The organism is Sphingomonas fuzhouensis (assembly GCF_034659795.1).
In the GTDB taxonomy this organism is placed as follows: domain Bacteria; phylum Pseudomonadota; class Alphaproteobacteria; order Sphingomonadales; family Sphingomonadaceae; genus Sphingomonas; species Sphingomonas fuzhouensis.
The window spans coordinates 403,686-421,682 of sequence record NZ_JAXSQY010000002.1; the positions used below are offsets into that span (position 1 = coordinate 403,686).

The window sequence follows — 17,997 nt, forward strand, 5'->3', positions numbered from 1 at the left end:
TGAGCCGCCGATCCGACAATCCATTTCGACAGGAAGGCCTTCGCGGTCAGGCGTGGCCGCGCACCGACTCGCCCAGCAGGGTGAAGAAGCCGCGCGCGACGCCGCAGGTCGCCACGTCCCATTCGGGATGCCATTGCACCGCCAGCACGTCCGCGCCGCAACCGGGCGCGCGGAAGGCCTCGATCAGCCCATCCTCGGCATCGCGTGCCTCGACCACCAGACCATAGCCCAGCCGGTCGACACCCTGCTGGTGCACCGAATTGACCTCGACCCGGCGATGCCCGCTGCGCCCGGCCAGCGCGCCGCCGGGCATCAGGTCGACCGGGTGGTGATGGCCGAACAAGGTGTCGTAATCGCCTTCCCACGATCCGCGATGATGGCGCGGCAGGCCGCCCAGGCAGGTCAACGAGCCGCCGAACAGCACGTTGATCTCCTGCATCCCCCGACAGATGCCGAACACCGTCTTGCCGCGCTCGATCATTCGCCCGGCCAGTGCCAGCGCGACCGAGTCCCGCTGCGGGTCGCAGGCTTGCGGGGCGAGTTCGGCGCAGTCGCCATATTGCGCGGGCGCGACATGCGACCGACCGCCGGTCAGCAGCAATCCGTCGAGCATGTCGGCCATCATCACGGTGTCCACCGCTTCCGGCACGGCGGGGACGATCACCACGCTGGCACCGCATAGCTGGACCAGCGGATCGATGAAGCGGGTCGCGACCGCCTGAATCGGGCGGTTCGCGACCTCGTTGCCGCACATCAGGCCGATGATGGTTTTGCGCCCCTGCTTCATGCCGTCCCCTCCAATTCCTGGCGCAGCGCCCGCCCCTCCGCGCGCGGCAGGGCCAGCGCCTCGGGCTGGACCAGCACGCTGTCGGGCTCGACATCGGTCAGCAGCCAGACATTGCCGCCGATCACCGAGCGCGCGCCGATCGTCACCCGCCCCAGGATCGTCGCGCCCGCATAGATGATGACGTCATCTTCGACGATGGGATGACGCGCGAAACGGTCGCGCGGCGAGCGCGGCGCGGTGCCCAGTGCCGAGCGCGCACCCAGCGTCACATGCTGGTAGACACGCACCCGCTCGCCGATGATCGCGGTTTCGCCGACGACAACGCCGGTGCCATGATCGACGAAGAAATGCCGCCCGATGGTCGCGCCCGGATGGATGTCGATCCCGGTCCGCTCATTGGCGAGTTCGGAGATCATCCGCGCGACGATCGGCGCGCCCAGCTCGTTCAGTTCGTGCGCGATGCGGTGGTGCAGGCTGGCGATGGCGCCGGGATAGCAGAGCAATATCTCGTCGACGCTGCGCGCGGCGGGATCGGCCAGGAACGCCGCCTCGACATCGCTGTCGATCAACTCGCGCACCTGCGGCAGGGTCGCGCCGAACAGCCGCGCGACCAAAGCGGCCTGCTCGGGCGGGAAGGCCGCATCGACATCCTTCTGCCAATAGGCCAGTTCCGCGCCGATCTCGCGTTCCAATGCGGTCAGCGCGGCGAGCAGCTTGGCCGCGACGAAGCGATCCTCCTCCTGCACCCCGCCCCGGAAATGACCCAGGCGGCGCGGATAAAGCGCGGCGGCGACCAGCGCGACGACATCTTCGACCCCGCTGCGCGACGGAAAACGCTCGACATCGCGGCCCGCGTCCTGCCGCACCCGCCAGCCATGCCGGGCGGTGCGCAGCGCCGATACGATGCCGTCAATGCCCGTCGATGCATGACCCTGCACGGGGGTTTCCGTCATCAGCCGTCCGGTCGTCATATGCGATCCTCCGACCTCCATCATATCCCATTTGCGAAGTGGGATATAACAGATTTGCTACGGTCCCATAAAGCGCCAGCTTTGCTTAACGTCAGGTTGCGCACGGGCGGAGGCCGGTCCATGGTCCGCCCGCCACCATGGCTTGGCCCGGCGGGAGGGAGCCCGCGGGGCCGATCATCCCCCCGGCCCTTCCCGGAGCAATCGATGACGACGCCGCGCCAGACGACGCTGACCCGTTTCCTGATCGAGGAGCAGCGCCGCTCCGAAGAGACCTGCCCCGCCGAGCTGCGCCTGCTGATCGAAACCGTCGCGCGCGCGTGCAAGGCGGTGAACCAGGCGATCTCCAAGGGCGCACTGGGCGATGTGCTGGGCAGCCTCGGCAGCGAGAATGTGCAGGGCGAGGTCCAGAAGAAGCTGGACGTGATCGCCAACGACCTGCTGCTCGATGCCAATGAATGGGGCGGGCACCTGGCCGCGATGGCGTCGGAGGAAATGGAGACGATCCACCGCATCCCCAACCGCTTCCCGCGCGGCGAATATCTGTTGCTGTTCGATCCCATCGATGGGTCGAGCAATGTCGATGTCGACCTGTCGGTCGGCACCATCTTCTCGGTCCTGCGCGCGCCCGAGGATTGCGCGGGCCGCGAAGTGACCGAGGCCGATTTCCTCCAGCCCGGCCGGGCGCAGGTGGCGGCAGGCTATGCCATTTACGGCCCGCAGACGCTGCTGGTGCTGACGGTCGGCACCGGCGTCTATGAGTTCACGCTCGACCGCGAGATCGGATCGTGGCGGCTGACCGACGGGCCGATGCGCATTCCGACGGGCACCAAGGAGTTCGCGATCAACATGGCGCGCCGCCGCCAATGGTCGCCCGGCATTTCGCGCTACATCGAGGAGCGTATCCTCGGCACCGAAGGGCCGCTGGGCGAGGATTACAATATGCGCTGGACCGCCTCGATGGTGGCGGATGTGCACCGCATCCTGAAGCGCGGCGGCGTGTTCCTCTACCCCGGCGACCACCGCAAGGACGGCAAGGCCAAGCTGCGCTTGCTCTATGAGGCGAACCCGATGAGCTTCCTGATCGAACAGGCGGGCGGCGCGTCGATCGACGGGGCAAAGCCGATCATGGAGGTCGAGGCGGTCGGCCTGCACCAGCGCGTCGGCGTGGTGCTGGGCGATCCCGAAGAGGTGGCGCTGGTCGCGGAGTATGGGCGGACGGGGTAAGGTTTCACCGCTCTCCTATACCCGGCGAAGGCCGGGGCCCAGTTGCGGTGACCTATCGAGGGCGGGATGTGGATTGGCCTCCCCCGCCTCGTCGTCCGCTCTACACGCTTGATGGAGCCTGGGCCCCGGCCTCCGCCGGGGTGCGAAGAAATTAGGGTTATGCGGCCACGTGCCCCCTTATCCCCGCCCCACCGATTCCCGCGCGACCAGTTCGAAATCCACCACCCGGTCCTCCACCGTCCGCGAGCGCAGCGATGCCAGCACCTGTTCGACCGCGCAGAAGGCCATGTCGCCGACCGGCTGGCGGATCACGGTCAGCGGCGGCCACAGCCGCGCGGCGATCGCGGTATCGTCAAACCCGGTGACCGTCAGATCGTCGGGCAGGCGCAGCCCTCTGCGAGACGCCTCGCCGATCAGCCCGGCCGCCATGTCGTCGCTGCTGCACAGGATCGCGCTCGGCCGGTCGGGCAGGTCGAGCAGCACCCGCCCCGCCGCCGCACCCGCCGCCGGATCGAACCCCGCGCGCATGACCAGCGCCGGGTCATAGGCCAGCCCATTCGCCGCCAGCCCGTCGCGAAACCCAGCCATTCGCTCGTCCGCGACCGAGAAATGCTGCGGCCCCGCCAGGAAACCGATGCGGCGATGCCCTGCCTTCGCGACATGGCTGGTCATCGCCGCCATCGCCGCGCGATTGTCGATCCGCACCGTCGCCATGTCGGGCATCGCCTGCCCGGTCGCGATCGCCGCCGCCGCGACGCCCAGTTCCTCGAACAGGCCCGAGCCACTGAGCAATTCGGCAAAGGGTGGCAGCAACAGCACCGCCGCCGCCCCGCTCTGCACCAGCGAACGCAGCGCCGCCTCGGCCGCCTCGCGGGTCAGCCCTTCCTCCCCTCGCGCGATGAACTGCAACCCGCGCGCATTGCTCGCCCGGAGCGCGCCCAACAGGATCGAGTCGATAAAGGGCGTGCCCTTGTCGCTATAGAGCAGGCCCAGCGTCGTCGCCCGCGCCTTGGCCAGCCGCCGTGCCGCGACATTGGGGACATAGCCCAGCGCCTCGATCGCGGCGAGCACGGTCGCGCGCGTCGCGGGGCTGACCCGGCCTGCGCCGTTGATGACGTTGGACACCGTCATCGCCGACACCCCCGCCCGCTCGCCGACCGCGCGGATGGTAATGCCCTCGGGGCGTTTGGTGATGGACATTCAGCCTATTCCTCCCCTGCAAGGGGAGGGGGACCACCCGAAGGGTGGTGGAGGGGTGTCCCGTTGGCGAGGAATGTCCACCTCTCCGACCGGGACACCCCTCCGTCAGGCCTTCGGCCTGCCACCTCCCCTTGCAGGGGAGGAATATAAGTTGCGCCCAACCTCAGACCGCCCCCGCCTTCAGCCCCTTGACCGCATGATCCGCCGCGCGCGCGGTCAGGGCCATGAAGGTCAGCGAGGGGTTCACGCACGACACCGACGCCATCTGCGCACCGTCCGTCACATAGAGGTTGGACGCATCATGCGCCTGGCTCCACTTGTTGAGCACCGATTGGCGCGGGTCCGCACCCATGCGCGCGCCGCCCATTTCGTGGATCGCGTCGCCCGGCACATGCTCCTGCTCGCCGCTGGTCACGTTCTTCAGGCCCGCCGCGCGCAGCATCGCCTCGCCCTCGCGCCGGGCGTCGGCCATCATCTTCAACTCATTGTCGCGGAAGGTCACGTCGAACTTCATCAGCGGCACGCCGAACCGGTCGACCTTGCTGGAATGCAGCGAGACGCGATTATCCTCGTAAGGAAGGCATTCGCCGAACGCGCCCATGCTGAACTGCCACGGGCCATAGCGCCGCATCCCATGCTTCATCTCCGCGCCGAAGCCGACCGGCTTGGCGGCGTTGCGATAGGCCGACCCCTGATAGCCATAGCCGCGCCGGAACCCCAGCCCCTCGTCGCCCTTCAGATTGCGGAAGCGCGGGACGTACACCCCGCCCGGACGACGGCCATATTCGATCAGGTCGTCCATGCCCGGAATCTCGCCCGACACGCCGACGCGGAAGATATGGTCCATCACGTAGCGGCCCAGCGTCCCGCTGCTGTCGAAATGGCTGCGCTCCGAGCCAGCGCTGCGCGAGTTCATCAATATCTGCACCGACGCCATGGCCGAGGCGCAGACGAAGACCAGATTGGCCGCGACCGTCTGCGCCTGCCCCGTCTTGGCATCGACATAGCGGACGCCGGTGACTTTCTTCTTCGCCGGATCATAGTCGATCCCCGTTACCACCGCATCGGATTGCAGCGTCAGCCGCCCGGTCGCGCGCGCGGCGGGCAGCGTCACCGCCTGGGTCGAGAAATAGGCGCCGAACGAACAGCCATTGCCGCACTGGTTGCGGAACTGGCATTTGGTGCGGTTCTGGTCGGGCTTGTCCTCGGTCATGTTGGACAGGCGGGTGTGGATCAACTTGCGGCCCGGAAACTGGCTTTCCAGCCGCTCCTTCAGCCACGTCTCCGCCACGTTCATCGGGATCGGCGGCTGGAACTCGCTATCGGGCAGATAGGGCAGGTTCTCGCGCGAACCCGACACGCCGATATATTTCTCGACGTACGAGTACCACGGCGCGACATCGTCATAGCGGATCGGCCAGTCGGCGGCGACGCCCTCGCGCTTGTTCGCCTCGAAATCGTCCGCGCTCCAGCGGAACGACCAGCGACCCCAGATCAGCGACTTGCCGCCGACCGCGCCGGGCCTGATCCAGTAGAATTTGCTCCCCTCGTCATAGGCATAGGGGTTCAGCCGGTCGTCATTGTAGAATTTTTGGTTACTGGGGGCGACATAGCCCTGTTTGGCGATGAAATAATCGCTCTCGACCAAGGGCTTGGGCATGATGTTGCGCGCGGGCACCTCGAACGGCGGCTTGCCGTCATAGGGATAGCCCTCGCCATGTTCGACCATGACGCCCCGGTCGAGCATCAGGACGCGCAGGCCCTTTTCGGTCAGTTCCTTGGCGGCGAACCCGCCGCTGATCCCCGACCCGATCACGATCGCGTCGAAACGGTTCGTCGCCGCCATGGCTGTCCTCCCTAATGTCTTATGTCGTTGCATTTATTCGTCATTGCGAGCGCAAGCGAAGCAATCCAGGGCGTCCTGCCCGTGGCTCTGGATTGCTTCGCTTGCGCTCGCAATGACGGGATGTGGCATGGATCAGAACCGCAACGCGCGCAGCGTCCGGTAACTGGTCGTGATGTCGGGTAGATAGGGTGCGGGTGCCTGATCGTTCTCGACATAGAAATGCTTCACGCCCGCAAGGCCGTTGAGCTTGAAAAGCGCAGCGAAGTCGATCTTGCCCGCCCCCACCGCGGTCATGCTGCCATCGGCGCGCGCATCCTTGACGTGATAGGCATAGATGCGCCCGGCCAACCGCCGGATCAGCGCGGCGGCATCCTCGCCCGCATGGATCGCCCAATAGAGGTCGATCTCCACCTTAACGAGCGCGGGGTCGGTGCCCTTCAGCAGCCGGTCGTAAAGGCTGATGCCGCCGGGCTTGGTGGTGAACTCGAAATCGTGATTGTGATAGGCAAAGCCCAGCCCCGCCATTTTCAACTGCGCGGCAAAGCGGTTGATGTTGGGCAATGCGGCGTTCCAGCCCGGCTCGGTCCGATGCGCGTCGGTCATATAGGGCAGGACGATGGTGTCCGCGCCCAAGGTCTTCGCCATGGTCACGCATGCGTCGAACTTGCCGAGCAGCGAGTCATAAGGGACATGGATCGACGGCGCCTTCAGCCCCAGCCGGTCCTGCGTGCGGCGGAGCATGGCATGGTCCATCGCGTCATAGCCGCCCCCGCCATATTCGATCTCGCGGTAACCTATCCTTGCCACCGCCTCCAATGTCTTGACCGGATCGGCGGCGAACAGCTCGCGGATCGTGTAGAGCTGCAACCCGATGGCCCCGAGTTGCGCGGCCTGTGCCATGCCCGGCAACAGCACGCCTGCGCCCAGCCCCAGCCCCGCGCCCATCAGCGAACGACGATCGATCATGCCGAATACACCTTGTTGACCTTGGAATAGGGATAGGCGCCGTCATATTCGCCGGGGACGGGCAGGTACTCGCGTTCCTGCGTGATGCCGATCTCCGACGTGTAGTATCCGGTGATGACCAGTTGCCGGAACGGCTCGAAGAACGCCCGGCCCTCGGGGAGAACGCCCTCCATCGCCTCGGTCAGCAACGTGTCCTGTTGCGCAGGGCTGGCCTTGGCGGCGGCCACCTTGTTGACGCTCTGGCTGCGCGCCTCGATCGCGTTCAACCCGGCGATGATCGGCACCCGGTCGGTGGGCAGCGCCCAATCGGCCAGCATCTTCTCGATAAAGGCGGGCACGCCGGCGGCGATCGCGCCGGGCGTGTCGGTGGTGGGCAGCACCCGCTCCGCCAGAGCAGTCATCGTCGCGCGCTGAACGGGGGTAAACACCGCCACGCTGGGCGGGCCGTCCGAGATGACGGGAACACCCCCACGCGTCTGCTCGACCGCGCCCGCCGCACGGGCGATGGGTGCGAACAGCGCGGAGCCGAACATGGCGGTAATCCCCGCCAAAGCGTGTCTGCGGTCGATCATCGGGCATCCTCCGGCAGGTCCTGCGCGATCGCCTCGGGCGACAGCGGGCGGACCCAGATATTGCGGAACGAGACGGGCGAATCGTGATCCTGAAGCTGGATCGGCGCGGCATCGCCATGCGCCTGATATTTCTCGACCTGCCGCCAGATGGTGGTGCCGAGCATCGCCTGATGGTTCTGCACCACGACGCCGTTCAGGAAAGCGGTGACATAGGCGGGGCGGAGCAGCTTGCCGTCCGCCGCAAAGCGGGGCCGCTCGAAGATGATGTCATAGCTCTGCCATTCGCCGGGCTTCCGCGCCGCATTCACCAGCGGCGGCTTCCAGGCATAGACCGCACCGACCTGGCCATCGGCATAGGTCGGGTTGTTGTACCCATCGAGGATCTGCACCTCGTAGCGCTGCATGAACCAGATGCCGCTATTGCCCCGGTCCTGCGACGATTTCTGCGGCGGGTTGGGCGAGCGGAACTCCAGGTGAAGCTGCACGTCGCCGAAACTCTGCTTGCTGACCAGCACGCTCTCGCCCTTGCCGTCGCGCGGCGGCACGGTCATCACGCCGTTCTTCAGTAGCCATGGCTTGCCGCTGGGCGTCCAGGCGTCCAGCGAGCGCCCGTCGAACAGCACGACCGCGTCTGACGGTGCGCCGCCGGGTTGCGCGGCAGGCGTCACGACGCGCGGCGCAGGGCGGTCGGGATCATGGACATGCCATTTGCCACCGGGCAGCATCGGTGTGTCGCGAAAGCCCATGCCCGGCCTGTCTTGCGCCACAGCACCGCTCGCCAGTACCAGCGCGATCAACGGCAATATCCGCATCGCTCCCCTCCTCATGTTCTCGGATCGATCGCGCGATAGGCGGCGATCAGCTTCTCTTCGCCCGCCCGGCCCCTGACCGAATTGCCATGTTCCATGCCGATCACCTCGGCATAGCCCTGTGCTTTCAGGAAGCGGCAGATATTGGCGTAATTGATCTCGCCGCTGCCCGGCTCGTTGCGGCCGGGATTGTCGCCGAACTGGATATAGCCGATCTCGTCCCAGCACAGCTTCATTGTCGGGATCAAATTCCCCGACTGAATCTGCTCGTGATACAGGTCGGCCAGCACCTTCACGCCCGGACTGTTCGCCCCGCGCGCGACCGCATAGCCTTCCGCGATCGACTGCATGAAGACGCCGGGATGGTTGGTCCGCGTGTTGAGCGGCTCCATCACCAGCGCCATTCCATGCGGCGCGACGATATCGCCTGCCCGGCGCATCACGTCGATGATCCGCCCCATCTGGATTGCCGGGTGCAGTTTCTTGTCCATGAAGCCGGTGACGACCGTCATCCGCGTCGCCCCGACCCGCTTGGCGACATCGACCGCGCTGGTCACATCGGCCAGGAAAGCCTGCCGCTCGGCATCGTCGTCACCGCCCAGCAGGGGGCGCGATTCCGACCATTTGGGCATCGAGGCGACGAACACGCCCATCGTCATCTTGCGGTCGCGCAACGCCTTGGCGATGGCCTCCTGCTCGGCGATGGGGCGGAGGCGATATTCATTGTCTTCCCACGCCCAGAAGCCCTGATCGGCGGCATAGGCGATCTGCTCGACCGAACTGTCGCCCCGGCTGGCGAAGCTGCCAAGATGTGGTGCGAAGCCGAGGGTGAAGCGCGCGGCGTTGGACGACCGGCCTGCCTTCTGCCCCGCCAGCGCGGCGGCGGGAACGGCGGCGGCGAGGCCACCCATCACGGTACGACGCGACCAGCTCATGCGACACGCTCCGCGACTTGGGGGCGGGGACGGCGGCGCTCGGCCAGCCAGATGCCGCCGAACACGAACAACAGGATCACCGGCACGATGGCGAGCCGGGCAAAGGACTGCGACGCGGCGGCATCCTCGACCTGGCGCAGCGCCTCGCCGGTCAGCCGCTTGAACGCCTCCGGCCCACCGGCCAGCTCGACCTTGGCGGCGTCGAACATCGCGCCCAGTCGCGGCAGGACGAAGAAGCTCGCCAGCGCGCCCGCCGATCCGACCAGCCCCAGCGCCCAGGCCCCACCGCGCGGATAACGCTCCGCGACCGAGGCGAGCATGGTCGGCCACATCGCGCAGACGCCCAGCCCCCAGACGGTCGAGGCCAGGATCGCCGCCACCGGCGACTGCGCGCGCGACAACAGGAACAGGCCAATCCCCGCCATCAGGCTCGACACCCAGAGCAGCCCCGGATTGGACAGCCGTCCCGCGATCCGCCCGGCGAAATGGCGGAACACGAACATCAGCGCACTGACATAGACGAGCAGCAGGATGCCGCGCATGCCCACCCGGCTGCTGAGCGCCACGTCGAGCCACTGGCCCGGCGCCAGCTCGGACGCGGCGGTCAGGAACATCGCGGCGAACCAGACGAAGAAGCTTGGCCGCTTGAAGACTTCCGCGATCATGCCGCCGAAACCGACATCGCGCACCGCACGCGGGACGGGCGGGAAGCGGGTGATCGCCGCCATCACCAGCACGCCCAGCGCGGGGACCAGGACCAGCGCCATGATCGCCTGCCACGACAGGACTTCCGCCAGCAGCACGCCCGCCAGCCCGCCGACGATCAGCCCGCCGGGATACCAAGCGTGCAGCACGTTCAGCCGGTGCGTGGTCTCTTCCGGATAGAGCCGCGCGGTCAGCGGGTTGATCGACGCTTCTGCCAGCCCCCAGCCAATGCCGCTGAGCAGCATCCCGCCCCAGACGATGTGATAGACGCCCATGCCGCTGGCGACATGGCCCGCCCCGATGATCGCGCCCGTGCCGACCAGGAAACACAGCCCGCAACCGATCAGCATCTGCCGCGCGCCGATCCGATCGAGCAGCGCGCTCGCCACGAACAAAGTCGCCGCAAAGCCCAGAAAGGCCGAGCCGAGCGCCGAGCCGATCAGCTCCCCCGCCTCGACCGGCGCGATGGGATCGATCCACTCCGCCTTCAGGCTACTCGCCACCGCCGCGCGCAACGCCGCACTCGCGGCGGCCGTGAACAAGGCCAGCACGCTCAGCCAGAACAGACGCGACCGATTGTCCGGTATCGCTTCCATGCCCCTCTCCCGCTTATATTTTATGTCAGACTTTACCCTCCGGGGCGGATGGTCAAGTCTTTGAATTGTTTAAAGTCCCAGCCAGCGCCGATTGGCCGCCGGATCGCCGCCACCGGCGAAATCGTCGAAAGCCCGCTCGGCCCGGCGGATCATATGCGCGGCGATAAAGGGGGCCCCTTCGCGCGCGCCGTCCTCCGGGTGCTTCAGGCAGCATTCCCATTCCAGCACCGCCCAACCGGCATAGCCATATTGGGTCAGCTTGGAGAAAATCCCGCCGAAATCGACCTGCCCGTCGCCCAGCGAGCGGAAGCGTCCCGGCCGGTCGATCCAGTCGCTATAGCTGCCATAGACGCCCGCCCGGCCGGTCGGATTGAACTCGGCATCCTTGACGTGGAACATGCGGATGCGGTCGTGATAGATGTCGATGAACTGCAGATAATCCATCGCCTGCAATACGAAATGGCTGGGGTCGTAGAGGATGTTAGCGCGCTGATGCCCGCCGACCGAATCCAGGAACCGTTCGAACGTCGTGCCGTCATGCAAATCCTCGCCCGGATGCAGTTCGTAGCAGAGGTCCACGCCCTCCGCCTCGAATGCATCCAGGATCGGCCGCCAGCGCTTGCCGAGTTCGGCAAAACCTTCCGCGACCAGCCCGGCGGGCCGCTGCGGCCAGGGATAGACGAACGGCCAGAGCAACGCGCCCGAGAAGGTCGCGTGTGCCTTCAGCCCCAGCCGACGACTGGCCTTGCCCGCGTAATGAAGCTGCTGAACGGCCCATTCCTGCCGCTCGGCCGGTTTGCCCCGCACCGCTTCCGGCGCGAAGCCGTCGAACGCCGCGTCATAGGCCGGATGGACCGCAACCAGCTGCCCCTGCAAATGGGTCGACAATTCAGTGATCGCGACGCCTGCCTCGGCACAGCGCCCGGCCAGGTCGTCGCAATAATCCTGGCTCTCGGCAGCCAGCTTCAGGTCGATACAGCGCGCATCCCAGGTCGGGATCTGCACACCCGCATAGCCCGCCTCCGCCATCCAGCGCGCCGCCGAATCCAGCGTATCGAACGGCGCGGCATCGCCCATGAACTGGGCCAGAAAGATGCCCGGCCCGCGCATGGTCCCGGCTACGGTCACTTGCTCGTCTCGGCCTTGAGATAGGCGATCAGCGCGGCGCGCTTGGCGGGGTCGGCGACGCCGATCGGCATCCGCGTGCCCGGCACCTTCTTCATCGGCGCGGCGATGAATTCGTCGAGCGTCTTGTCATCCCATTTCAGGCCCGACGCCTTCATCGCGGGCGAATAGTTGAAACCGGCGACCGTCGCTGCCTGTCGCCCGAACACGCCGTTGAGATTGGGGCCGACACCGTTGCGCCCACCCTTGTTGAGCGTGTGGCAGGCGCGGCATGCGGCAAAGGCCTGTGCCCCGGCGGCGGGCGCGGATTGCGCGGTGGACGGCGCGTTCGCCGCCACGACCAATGCCACGGCGCCGGGCAATGCGGCCAGCCAAAGCAGCTGCCTCATCCTCTCTCTCCTGTCATTTTCTTTCCCAGACTCGCTGGTTCATGGCGAAGTTTAACGGTAAACCGTCATCACGCAAGCATCGAATATCGCAACATAAGCGATTGGGATGAAAGGAGAGGATGATGGCGGGACGCAAATTACGACTGGCGATGGCGGGCGGCGGTGAGGGTGCGTTCATCGGCGGCGTGCACCGGATGGCGGCGGCGCTGGACGGCGAGTGGGAACTGGTCGCGGGCACGTTCAGCAGCGATGCCGACCGCAATCGCCGCAGCGGCGCGGCGCTGGGCCTCGCCCCCGACCGGGTGCACGACTCGATCGCGGCGCTGCTCGCCGACGAACGCTCGCGGCCCGAGGACGAGCGCATTCACGCCGTCGCGATCGTCACCCCCAATCATCTCCACGCCCCCATGGCGATCGCCGCTTTGAATGCGGGCTTCCCGGTGTTCAGCGAAAAGCCGATGGCGATGAACCTCGCCGAGGCGCGGGCCATTGCCGAGGGGGCGCGCGCGTCGGGCCAGCTCTACGCCCTTGCCTTCACCTATAGCGGCTATCCGATGGTCGAGGAGGCGCGGGCCCGCGTCGCACGCGGCGACTTCGGTGCGATCCGGCTCGTCCATGTCGAATATGTCCAGGGCTGGCTGAGCAGTCCGCTCGACCGCGAGGGCAACAAACAGGCCGAGTGGCGCACCGACCCGGCGCGGGCCGGACTGGGCGGGGCGCTGGGCGATATCGGCACCCACGCCTTTCAACTCGCCGAGCATGTCTCCGGCCTCGCGGTCGAGGCGCTGTCGGCCGATGTCACGACGCATGTCGCAGGGCGGATGCTGGACGACGACGTCAATGTGCTGCTCCGTTTCGCCGAAGGTGCGCGCGGCACGCTGCGCGCGACGCAGGTGGCGGCGGGCGAGGAGAATGGCCTGCGCCTGCGCATCCACGGCGAGAAGGGCGGACTCGAATGGTCGCAGATGGAGCCCAACACGCTGACCCTGCGCTGGCTGGACCGTCCCGCCGAGATCGTCCGCGCCGGCGGGCCTGGCCTCAGCCCCACCACCCTGCCCCGCCTGCGCACCCCCTCGGGCCACCCGGAGGGCTATATCGAGGCGTTCGGCAATCTCTACCGCGCGGTGGCGGGAACGTTGCGGGACGGCGGCCCGGCCCAGGGCGGCGCGCCGGGTGAGGCAAGCTGGTTTCCGGGACTGGAGTCCGGCCTTCGCACCATGGCCTTTGTCGAGGCGGTGCTGGCCAATGCCGGGTCGGACGAGAAATGGACCGCCCTATCCCTCTAAGGTGCTGTCAGCAGGCATTCATGCGGCGATGATACGCATTGCGAAGGATCAACCCTGGAGCCCATTTTGATGAAGTCCCTGTACGCGATCGCCGCCTGCGCCGCCCTCGCTTTGCCGGGTGCCGTACAGGCCATGCCCAACCCCGCATCGATCTTCTGCGGCAAGATGGCCGGGCGTTCGGTCATGGCCAAGCTGCCGGATGGCGGCACGATCGGGCTTTGCTATCTGCCGGGCAAGAAGATCGTCGAGGAGTGGACGCTGTTCCGCATGATGAACGGCAAGGTGCCTTCGCCCCGGCACAATATGTTCCGGTAACATCATGAACGAACCGCCGGGGCCATGGGGCTCCGGCGGTCAGGGCGAGGGATCAGGCGGCCTTGGCGCTTCGCCCCCGCACGATCCCGATCGCACCCGCCAGCACGGCGGCGTCCTCGGCAAAGCCCGTCTTCGTCTGGCCATAGCGGCCCAGTGCCGCCATGCGCCCGCGCCATCCCGGATAGGACGCGACCACCGCCGTCACGCCGCCGATCGCCGCGCCCAGCCAGCGATGCTTCGGGCTGGCCAGCGCCGCCCCCGCAATCGCCGAGGTGGTGAAGCGCGCCGCCAGACCGATCGGCACGATCCGGTCGGGGGCGGTCTTCTGCTTGTCGCCCGCCATCTCGCCGATCGCGAGCGCCAGCGTGCCCACCGCGACGATCGGATTGGCCAGCCAGCGAAGCACGCCCTTGCCCAGCGGCAATTGCCCGCGCGCAGCGGCGATCGACACCGCGGCCAGCGGCGTCATCGCGCGCTGACCGCCGACCAGACCCATTTTGAATGATGCGAGCATGCGAATGGCCCTGTGCATGTGGAGCAGACCGCAACAACGCCGCCACCCGCCCGCCGGGTTCCCCCTTCCCCATCCGCCCCCGGCTTTGGCATGATGCGCGCCATGATCCGCATCCTGATGACCGCCGCGCTGCTGTCGCTTGCCGCATGTTCGTCCTCCGACCAGCCCAAGGGGTTGAGCGAGGAAGAGAATCGCCAGCTGAACGAAGCCGCCGCGATGCTCGATGCCAATGCGTTCGATCTGAACGCGATGGCGCCTTCGGACGTTGAGGAGGAAACATCCACCGCCAACGAAAGCTGATCCCGATGACCGACATGCCGCTTCGCCGCCTGGGCTCGACCGACCTGATGATCGCGCCGCTGGTGCTGGGCGGCAATGTCTTCGGCTGGACCGCCGACCGGGCGGCGAGCTTCGCGGTGCTCGACGCCTTTGTCGATCAGGGCGGCACGATGATCGACACGGCCGATGTCTATTCCGCCTGGGTCGATGGTCATCAGGGCGGCGAGTCCGAGACGATGATCGGCGAATGGCTGAAGGCCAGCGGCAAGCGCGACCAGGTGCTGATCGCGACCAAGGTCGGGATGCTGCCGGGTGAAGGCGGCGAGAAACTGGCGCCCGCCCGTATCGCGGCCGCGGCGGAGGCGTCGCTCCGGCGGCTCGGCACCGATCGGATCGACCTGTATTTCGCGCATCAGGATGACGAGGATCAACCGCAGGAGGCGGTGATGGAGGCCTTTGCCCGACTGGTAGAGGCGGGCAAGGTGCGCGTGATCGGCGCGTCCAACTTCCATGCCGCGCGCCTGAAATCCGCCAATGACGCGGCGCGCGCCGCCGGTCTGCCGCGCTATCACGTCCTGCAACCCGAATATAATCTGGTCAGCCGCCACATGTTCGAGGGCGAGTTGCAGGATTATTGCGTCACCGAAAATGTCGGGGTCGTCCCCTATTACGGCCTCGCCGCCGGGTTCCTGACCGGCAAATATCGCAGCGAAGCCGATCTGTCGCAGAGCGTACGCGGCGCGAAGATGGGCGAACTGCTCCATGGCAAGGGTGGCGCGGTGCTGGCGGCGCTGGACGCGGTGGCGGCGGAGACCGGCGCGACCCCGGCCCAGGTGGCGCTGGCCTGGCTGATGGCGCAACCGGGCGTCACCGCCCCGATCGCCAGCGCAACCAGCGTCGGGCAGTTGTCCGAGCTGACGCCTGCGATGCGCCTCTCCCTCACCGATGCCCAGCTGGAGCAGCTGACCACGAGCGGCACATGAACCGCGCATGAATTATATTACATCAAGTCTGGAACGTATGCGTCAACCTGGCTTTTAATGCAGCATATGACGGCACCGACCATTTTGATCGTTGAAGATCAACAGCTTCTACTGATGCACGTACAGTTTGCCTTTGAAGATGCAGGCTATGTGGTGGTCCAGGCCGACAGTGCGGACGAGGCGCTGCTGGCGCTGGACCGGCATCCCGAGATCCGTGCGATGTTCACCGATGTCGCGATGCCGGGCACGATCGATGGGGCGGCGCTGGCGGCACGAGTGCACAAGTCGCATCCGCATGTGACGATCATCGTCACCTCGGGCGAGCAATTGCAAGTCGCCGCCGACCTGCCCGCCGGGGTCCATTTCGTGCCCAAACCCTATACGGGCCGCGATATCATCCGGATGATCGAGCGACAGATCGCCTGAAACACCCCCGCCCGGTCAGGCGGCATGGGCCAGATGCACCGCCGGACGGCCGATCAGATAGCCCTGGATCTGATCGCATCCCAGGTCGCACAACATCCGGTGCTGGGCGTCGGTTTCCACCCCTTCGGCGATGATCGGGATATTCAGGCTGCGCCCCAACCCGATCGAGGCGCGGACGATCGACAGCGCCGGGCCGTCCGCATCCATCGCCTGGATGAAGCTGCGATCGATCTTGATCTTGTCGAAGGGAAATTGCTGCAGGCTGCTGAGCGAGGAATAGCCGGTGCCGAAATCGTCCATGACGATCCCCACCCCCGCCGCCCGCAACCCCGCCAGATTGGCCGTGGCGATCTCGCGGTGGTCGATCAGCACCCCTTCGGTCACTTCCACCTCGACCCGGCGCGGGTCCATGCCGTGCGCGGTGATCACCGCCAGCATCTGCTCGGCCAGCATCGGGTCGCGCAACTGGACGGGCGAGAGGTTGATCGCCAGCAACCGGTCAGCGGGCCAGCCCCGCGCCTCGGTCAGCGCCGCGACCAGCAGACGCTGGCCGATCTCGTCGATCAGCCCATTTTCCTCGGCCAGGGCGATGAAGCAGTCCGGGCTGACCGGCCCCAATACCGGGTGATGCCACCGGGCCAGCGCCTCATATCCGATGATCCGGCGCGTCGCGCAATCGGCCAGCGGCTGGTACATCAGGTACAGATCGCCCCGCTCGACCGCTCCGCGCAGTTCGTGCGCCAGCCAGTGACGCTGACGCTGTTCCTCGTCCATCGCGCGGTCGTAATGGCGTGCGCAGTGGCGGCCTTCCGCCTTGGCGCGGTAGAGCGCGATGTCGGCACAGGCATGGAGTTCGCCCCCCTCGACCCCGTGGCGCGGTGACAGGGCGATGCCGATGCTCAGGCGGATGGCCGGCATGGCCGGGTCCGCCGCGACGACGGTGAAGATGCGTCGGGCCAGCGCCGCCGCGTCGTTCTCATCGGGCGAGAGATGGTGGAGGATCGCAAATTCGTCGCCGCCGATGCGCGCCACGATATCCCCGTCACATACCGACGCCGTCAACAGCGCGGTCGCGCGCTTCAGCATCGTGTCGCCCATGGCATGACCCAGCGTGTCGTTCACGCATTTGAACCCGTCCAGATCGATCGCCAGCAGGGCGATCCGCGCGCCCCTGCCCAGCGCCTCGGCCAGCCGTTCGGCAAAGACGACGCGATTGGCCAGTCCGGTCAGCGGGTCGTGATGCGCCAGATATTCCACCTCGCGTTGCGCCTGCTCCCGTTCCTCGGTGGCGCGGGCCATCGACTGGAGCGCGCGGGTCAGCTCGCCCAGTTCGTCCGGCCGCGCGCCCGAGCATAGCAACGGCGGTTTCTGCCCCGCATTCATGGCGCGAACCGTCCGGACGATGCGCATCAGCGGGCGCACGATGCGCAAGCGCAGCCACAGCACCAGCAACGCGCCCAGCACCAGCATCAACCCGACCGCCAGCACCATCTGGGCGAAGGCGCGCTCGGCCAGCGCCCCGGTCCGTCGCACCTCTTGGTCAAGCTGGGTGCGCAAGGCGTGCCGGAAGGGATCGCTGCGGCGCTCCATCCGCCAGAGGGCGGTGCGGAACCGCTTCATACGCGCCGGGGAGGCCGCCGAATCGCGCCGGGACATGGCCATGGCGGCCGCCGAAAAGCGGCGTTCCGCATGATAAGCGCGCCGTTGCAATATGCCGGTGCGCCCCGGCATGTTCAGCAACGGCAAGGCCCTGCGGTGTGACCATCCCACCAGCGCCTGATTGAGCGAGGCCCAACGGGCTTGCCGCTTCGTTGGATCGGCCAGCGGATCATCCGCCAGTTGCGCGATCCGAACCCGCACCAAACGCAGGCGCGCATCATGCCGCGAATAGATTCCCAGAACCTTGGCGATCCCCATGGTCGATTGCGTCATCGACACGAGTTGCCGATCCACTCGCAGGACCAGAATGCTCAGCCCCAGAAAGATCGCCAGGGCGATGGTCATCCGGGCGGTGAAGCTGAATTCGAGTGAGCGGGAACGGATTATCATCGTCTCCTGTCGGTACAACG

At 66.9% G+C, this 17,997-nt stretch carries 19 protein-coding genes; 6 read left to right on the forward strand and 13 right to left on the reverse strand.

The window, feature by feature from the left end; translation table 11 throughout:
- Nucleotides 1–46 precede the first annotated feature (46 nt).
- Nucleotides 47–787, reverse strand: coding sequence for a gamma-glutamyl-gamma-aminobutyrate hydrolase family protein (locus U1H82_RS06330; RefSeq protein WP_322964076.1), 741 nt, complete (start codon nt 785–787; stop codon nt 47–49).
- Nucleotides 784–1,740 (reverse strand): serine O-acetyltransferase EpsC, encoded by a 957-nt coding sequence (gene epsC / locus U1H82_RS06335; RefSeq protein ID WP_322964423.1) that lies wholly within the window; start codon nt 1,738–1,740, stop codon nt 784–786. Before epsC ends, U1H82_RS06330 begins: the two co-directional genes overlap by 4 nt.
- 222 nt (nt 1,741–1,962) lie before the next feature.
- Between epsC and U1H82_RS06340 the strand changes: the two genes are divergently transcribed.
- On the forward strand, nt 1,963–2,982 hold the full coding sequence (locus U1H82_RS06340) for a class 1 fructose-bisphosphatase (RefSeq protein ID WP_322964077.1): 1,020 nt from the start codon (nt 1,963–1,965) through the stop codon (nt 2,980–2,982).
- A gap of 177 nt (nt 2,983–3,159) precedes the next feature.
- On the opposite strand, the gene U1H82_RS06345 is transcribed toward U1H82_RS06340, so the two are convergent.
- The 9 genes from U1H82_RS06345 to U1H82_RS06385 form a co-directional block, all read right to left on the reverse strand.
- Nucleotides 3,160–4,182, reverse strand: a complete 1,023-nt coding sequence (locus U1H82_RS06345; RefSeq protein ID WP_322964078.1) for a LacI family DNA-binding transcriptional regulator — start codon at nt 4,180–4,182, stop codon at nt 3,160–3,162.
- Between the two features lie 163 nt (nt 4,183–4,345).
- On the reverse strand, nt 4,346–6,028 hold the full coding sequence (locus U1H82_RS06350; RefSeq protein WP_322964079.1) for a GMC family oxidoreductase: 1,683 nt from the start codon (nt 6,026–6,028) through the stop codon (nt 4,346–4,348).
- Nucleotides 6,029–6,160: 132 nt separating this feature from the next.
- Nucleotides 6,161–6,994 (reverse strand): sugar phosphate isomerase/epimerase family protein, encoded by an 834-nt coding sequence (locus U1H82_RS06355; RefSeq protein WP_322964080.1) that lies wholly within the window; start codon nt 6,992–6,994, stop codon nt 6,161–6,163.
- Nucleotides 6,991–7,566 carry a gluconate 2-dehydrogenase subunit 3 family protein gene (locus U1H82_RS06360; protein ID WP_322964081.1) on the reverse strand — a complete coding sequence of 192 codons (576 nt, stop codon included), beginning with the start codon at nt 7,564–7,566 and terminating at the stop codon, nt 6,991–6,993. Before U1H82_RS06360 ends, U1H82_RS06355 begins: the two co-directional genes overlap by 4 nt.
- Nucleotides 7,563–8,378: a 3-keto-disaccharide hydrolase gene (locus U1H82_RS06365; RefSeq protein ID WP_322964082.1), complete on the reverse strand. Its 816-nt coding sequence runs from the start codon at nt 8,376–8,378 to the stop codon at nt 7,563–7,565. Before U1H82_RS06365 ends, U1H82_RS06360 begins: the two co-directional genes overlap by 4 nt.
- An 11-nt stretch (nt 8,379–8,389) precedes the next feature.
- Complete coding sequence (locus U1H82_RS06370; RefSeq protein ID WP_322964083.1) at nt 8,390–9,310, reverse strand: hydroxypyruvate isomerase family protein; 921 nt, start codon at nt 9,308–9,310, stop codon at nt 8,390–8,392.
- Nucleotides 9,307–10,611 (reverse strand): MFS transporter, encoded by a 1,305-nt coding sequence (locus tag U1H82_RS06375; protein ID WP_322964084.1) that lies wholly within the window; start codon nt 10,609–10,611, stop codon nt 9,307–9,309. Before U1H82_RS06375 ends, U1H82_RS06370 begins: the two co-directional genes overlap by 4 nt.
- Nucleotides 10,612–10,680: 69 nt before the next feature.
- Nucleotides 10,681–11,721: a sugar phosphate isomerase/epimerase family protein gene (locus U1H82_RS06380; protein WP_322964424.1), complete on the reverse strand. Its 1,041-nt coding sequence runs from the start codon at nt 11,719–11,721 to the stop codon at nt 10,681–10,683.
- A gap of 14 nt (nt 11,722–11,735) precedes the next feature.
- Entirely contained in the window at nt 11,736–12,125 is a 390-nt protein-coding gene (locus tag U1H82_RS06385; protein ID WP_322964085.1) for a c-type cytochrome, read from the reverse strand.
- Nucleotides 12,126–12,244: 119 nt separating this feature from the next.
- Here U1H82_RS06385 and U1H82_RS06390 point away from each other — a divergent pair, with 119 nt between their 5' ends.
- A complete protein-coding gene (locus tag U1H82_RS06390; protein WP_322964086.1) occupies nt 12,245–13,411 on the forward strand; it encodes a Gfo/Idh/MocA family protein in 1,167 nt (388 codons plus the stop codon).
- A gap of 69 nt (nt 13,412–13,480) precedes the next feature.
- Nucleotides 13,481–13,726 (forward strand): DUF333 domain-containing protein, encoded by a 246-nt coding sequence (locus U1H82_RS06395; RefSeq protein WP_322964088.1) that lies wholly within the window; start codon nt 13,481–13,483, stop codon nt 13,724–13,726.
- A gap of 52 nt (nt 13,727–13,778) precedes the next feature.
- On the opposite strand, the gene U1H82_RS06400 is transcribed toward U1H82_RS06395, so the two are convergent.
- Nucleotides 13,779–14,240, reverse strand: a complete 462-nt coding sequence (locus U1H82_RS06400; protein ID WP_322964089.1) for a DUF4126 family protein — start codon at nt 14,238–14,240, stop codon at nt 13,779–13,781.
- A 90-nt stretch (nt 14,241–14,330) separates the two neighbouring features.
- On the opposite strand from U1H82_RS06400, the gene U1H82_RS06405 reads away from it, so the two are divergent.
- The 3 genes from U1H82_RS06405 to U1H82_RS06415 all read left to right on the forward strand — a co-directional run bounded on the left by U1H82_RS06405 (nt 14,331) and on the right by U1H82_RS06415 (nt 15,928).
- Nucleotides 14,331–14,540, forward strand: a complete 210-nt coding sequence (locus tag U1H82_RS06405; protein ID WP_322964090.1) for a hypothetical protein — start codon at nt 14,331–14,333, stop codon at nt 14,538–14,540.
- A 5-nt stretch (nt 14,541–14,545) separates the two neighbouring features.
- Nucleotides 14,546–15,502, forward strand: coding sequence for an aldo/keto reductase (locus tag U1H82_RS06410; RefSeq protein WP_322964091.1), 957 nt, complete (start codon nt 14,546–14,548; stop codon nt 15,500–15,502).
- 66 nt (nt 15,503–15,568) lie between these two features.
- Nucleotides 15,569–15,928: a response regulator gene (locus U1H82_RS06415; protein WP_322964092.1), complete on the forward strand. Its 360-nt coding sequence runs from the start codon at nt 15,569–15,571 to the stop codon at nt 15,926–15,928.
- A 15-nt stretch (nt 15,929–15,943) separates the two neighbouring features.
- Here U1H82_RS06415 and U1H82_RS06420 read toward each other — a convergent pair whose 3' ends face one another.
- The gene (locus U1H82_RS06420) at nt 15,944–17,977 is read right to left on the reverse strand and encodes a putative bifunctional diguanylate cyclase/phosphodiesterase (protein WP_322964093.1); all 2,034 of its coding nucleotides are present in this window, start codon (nt 17,975–17,977) and stop codon (nt 15,944–15,946) included.
- Nucleotides 17,978–17,997 lie beyond the last annotated feature (20 nt).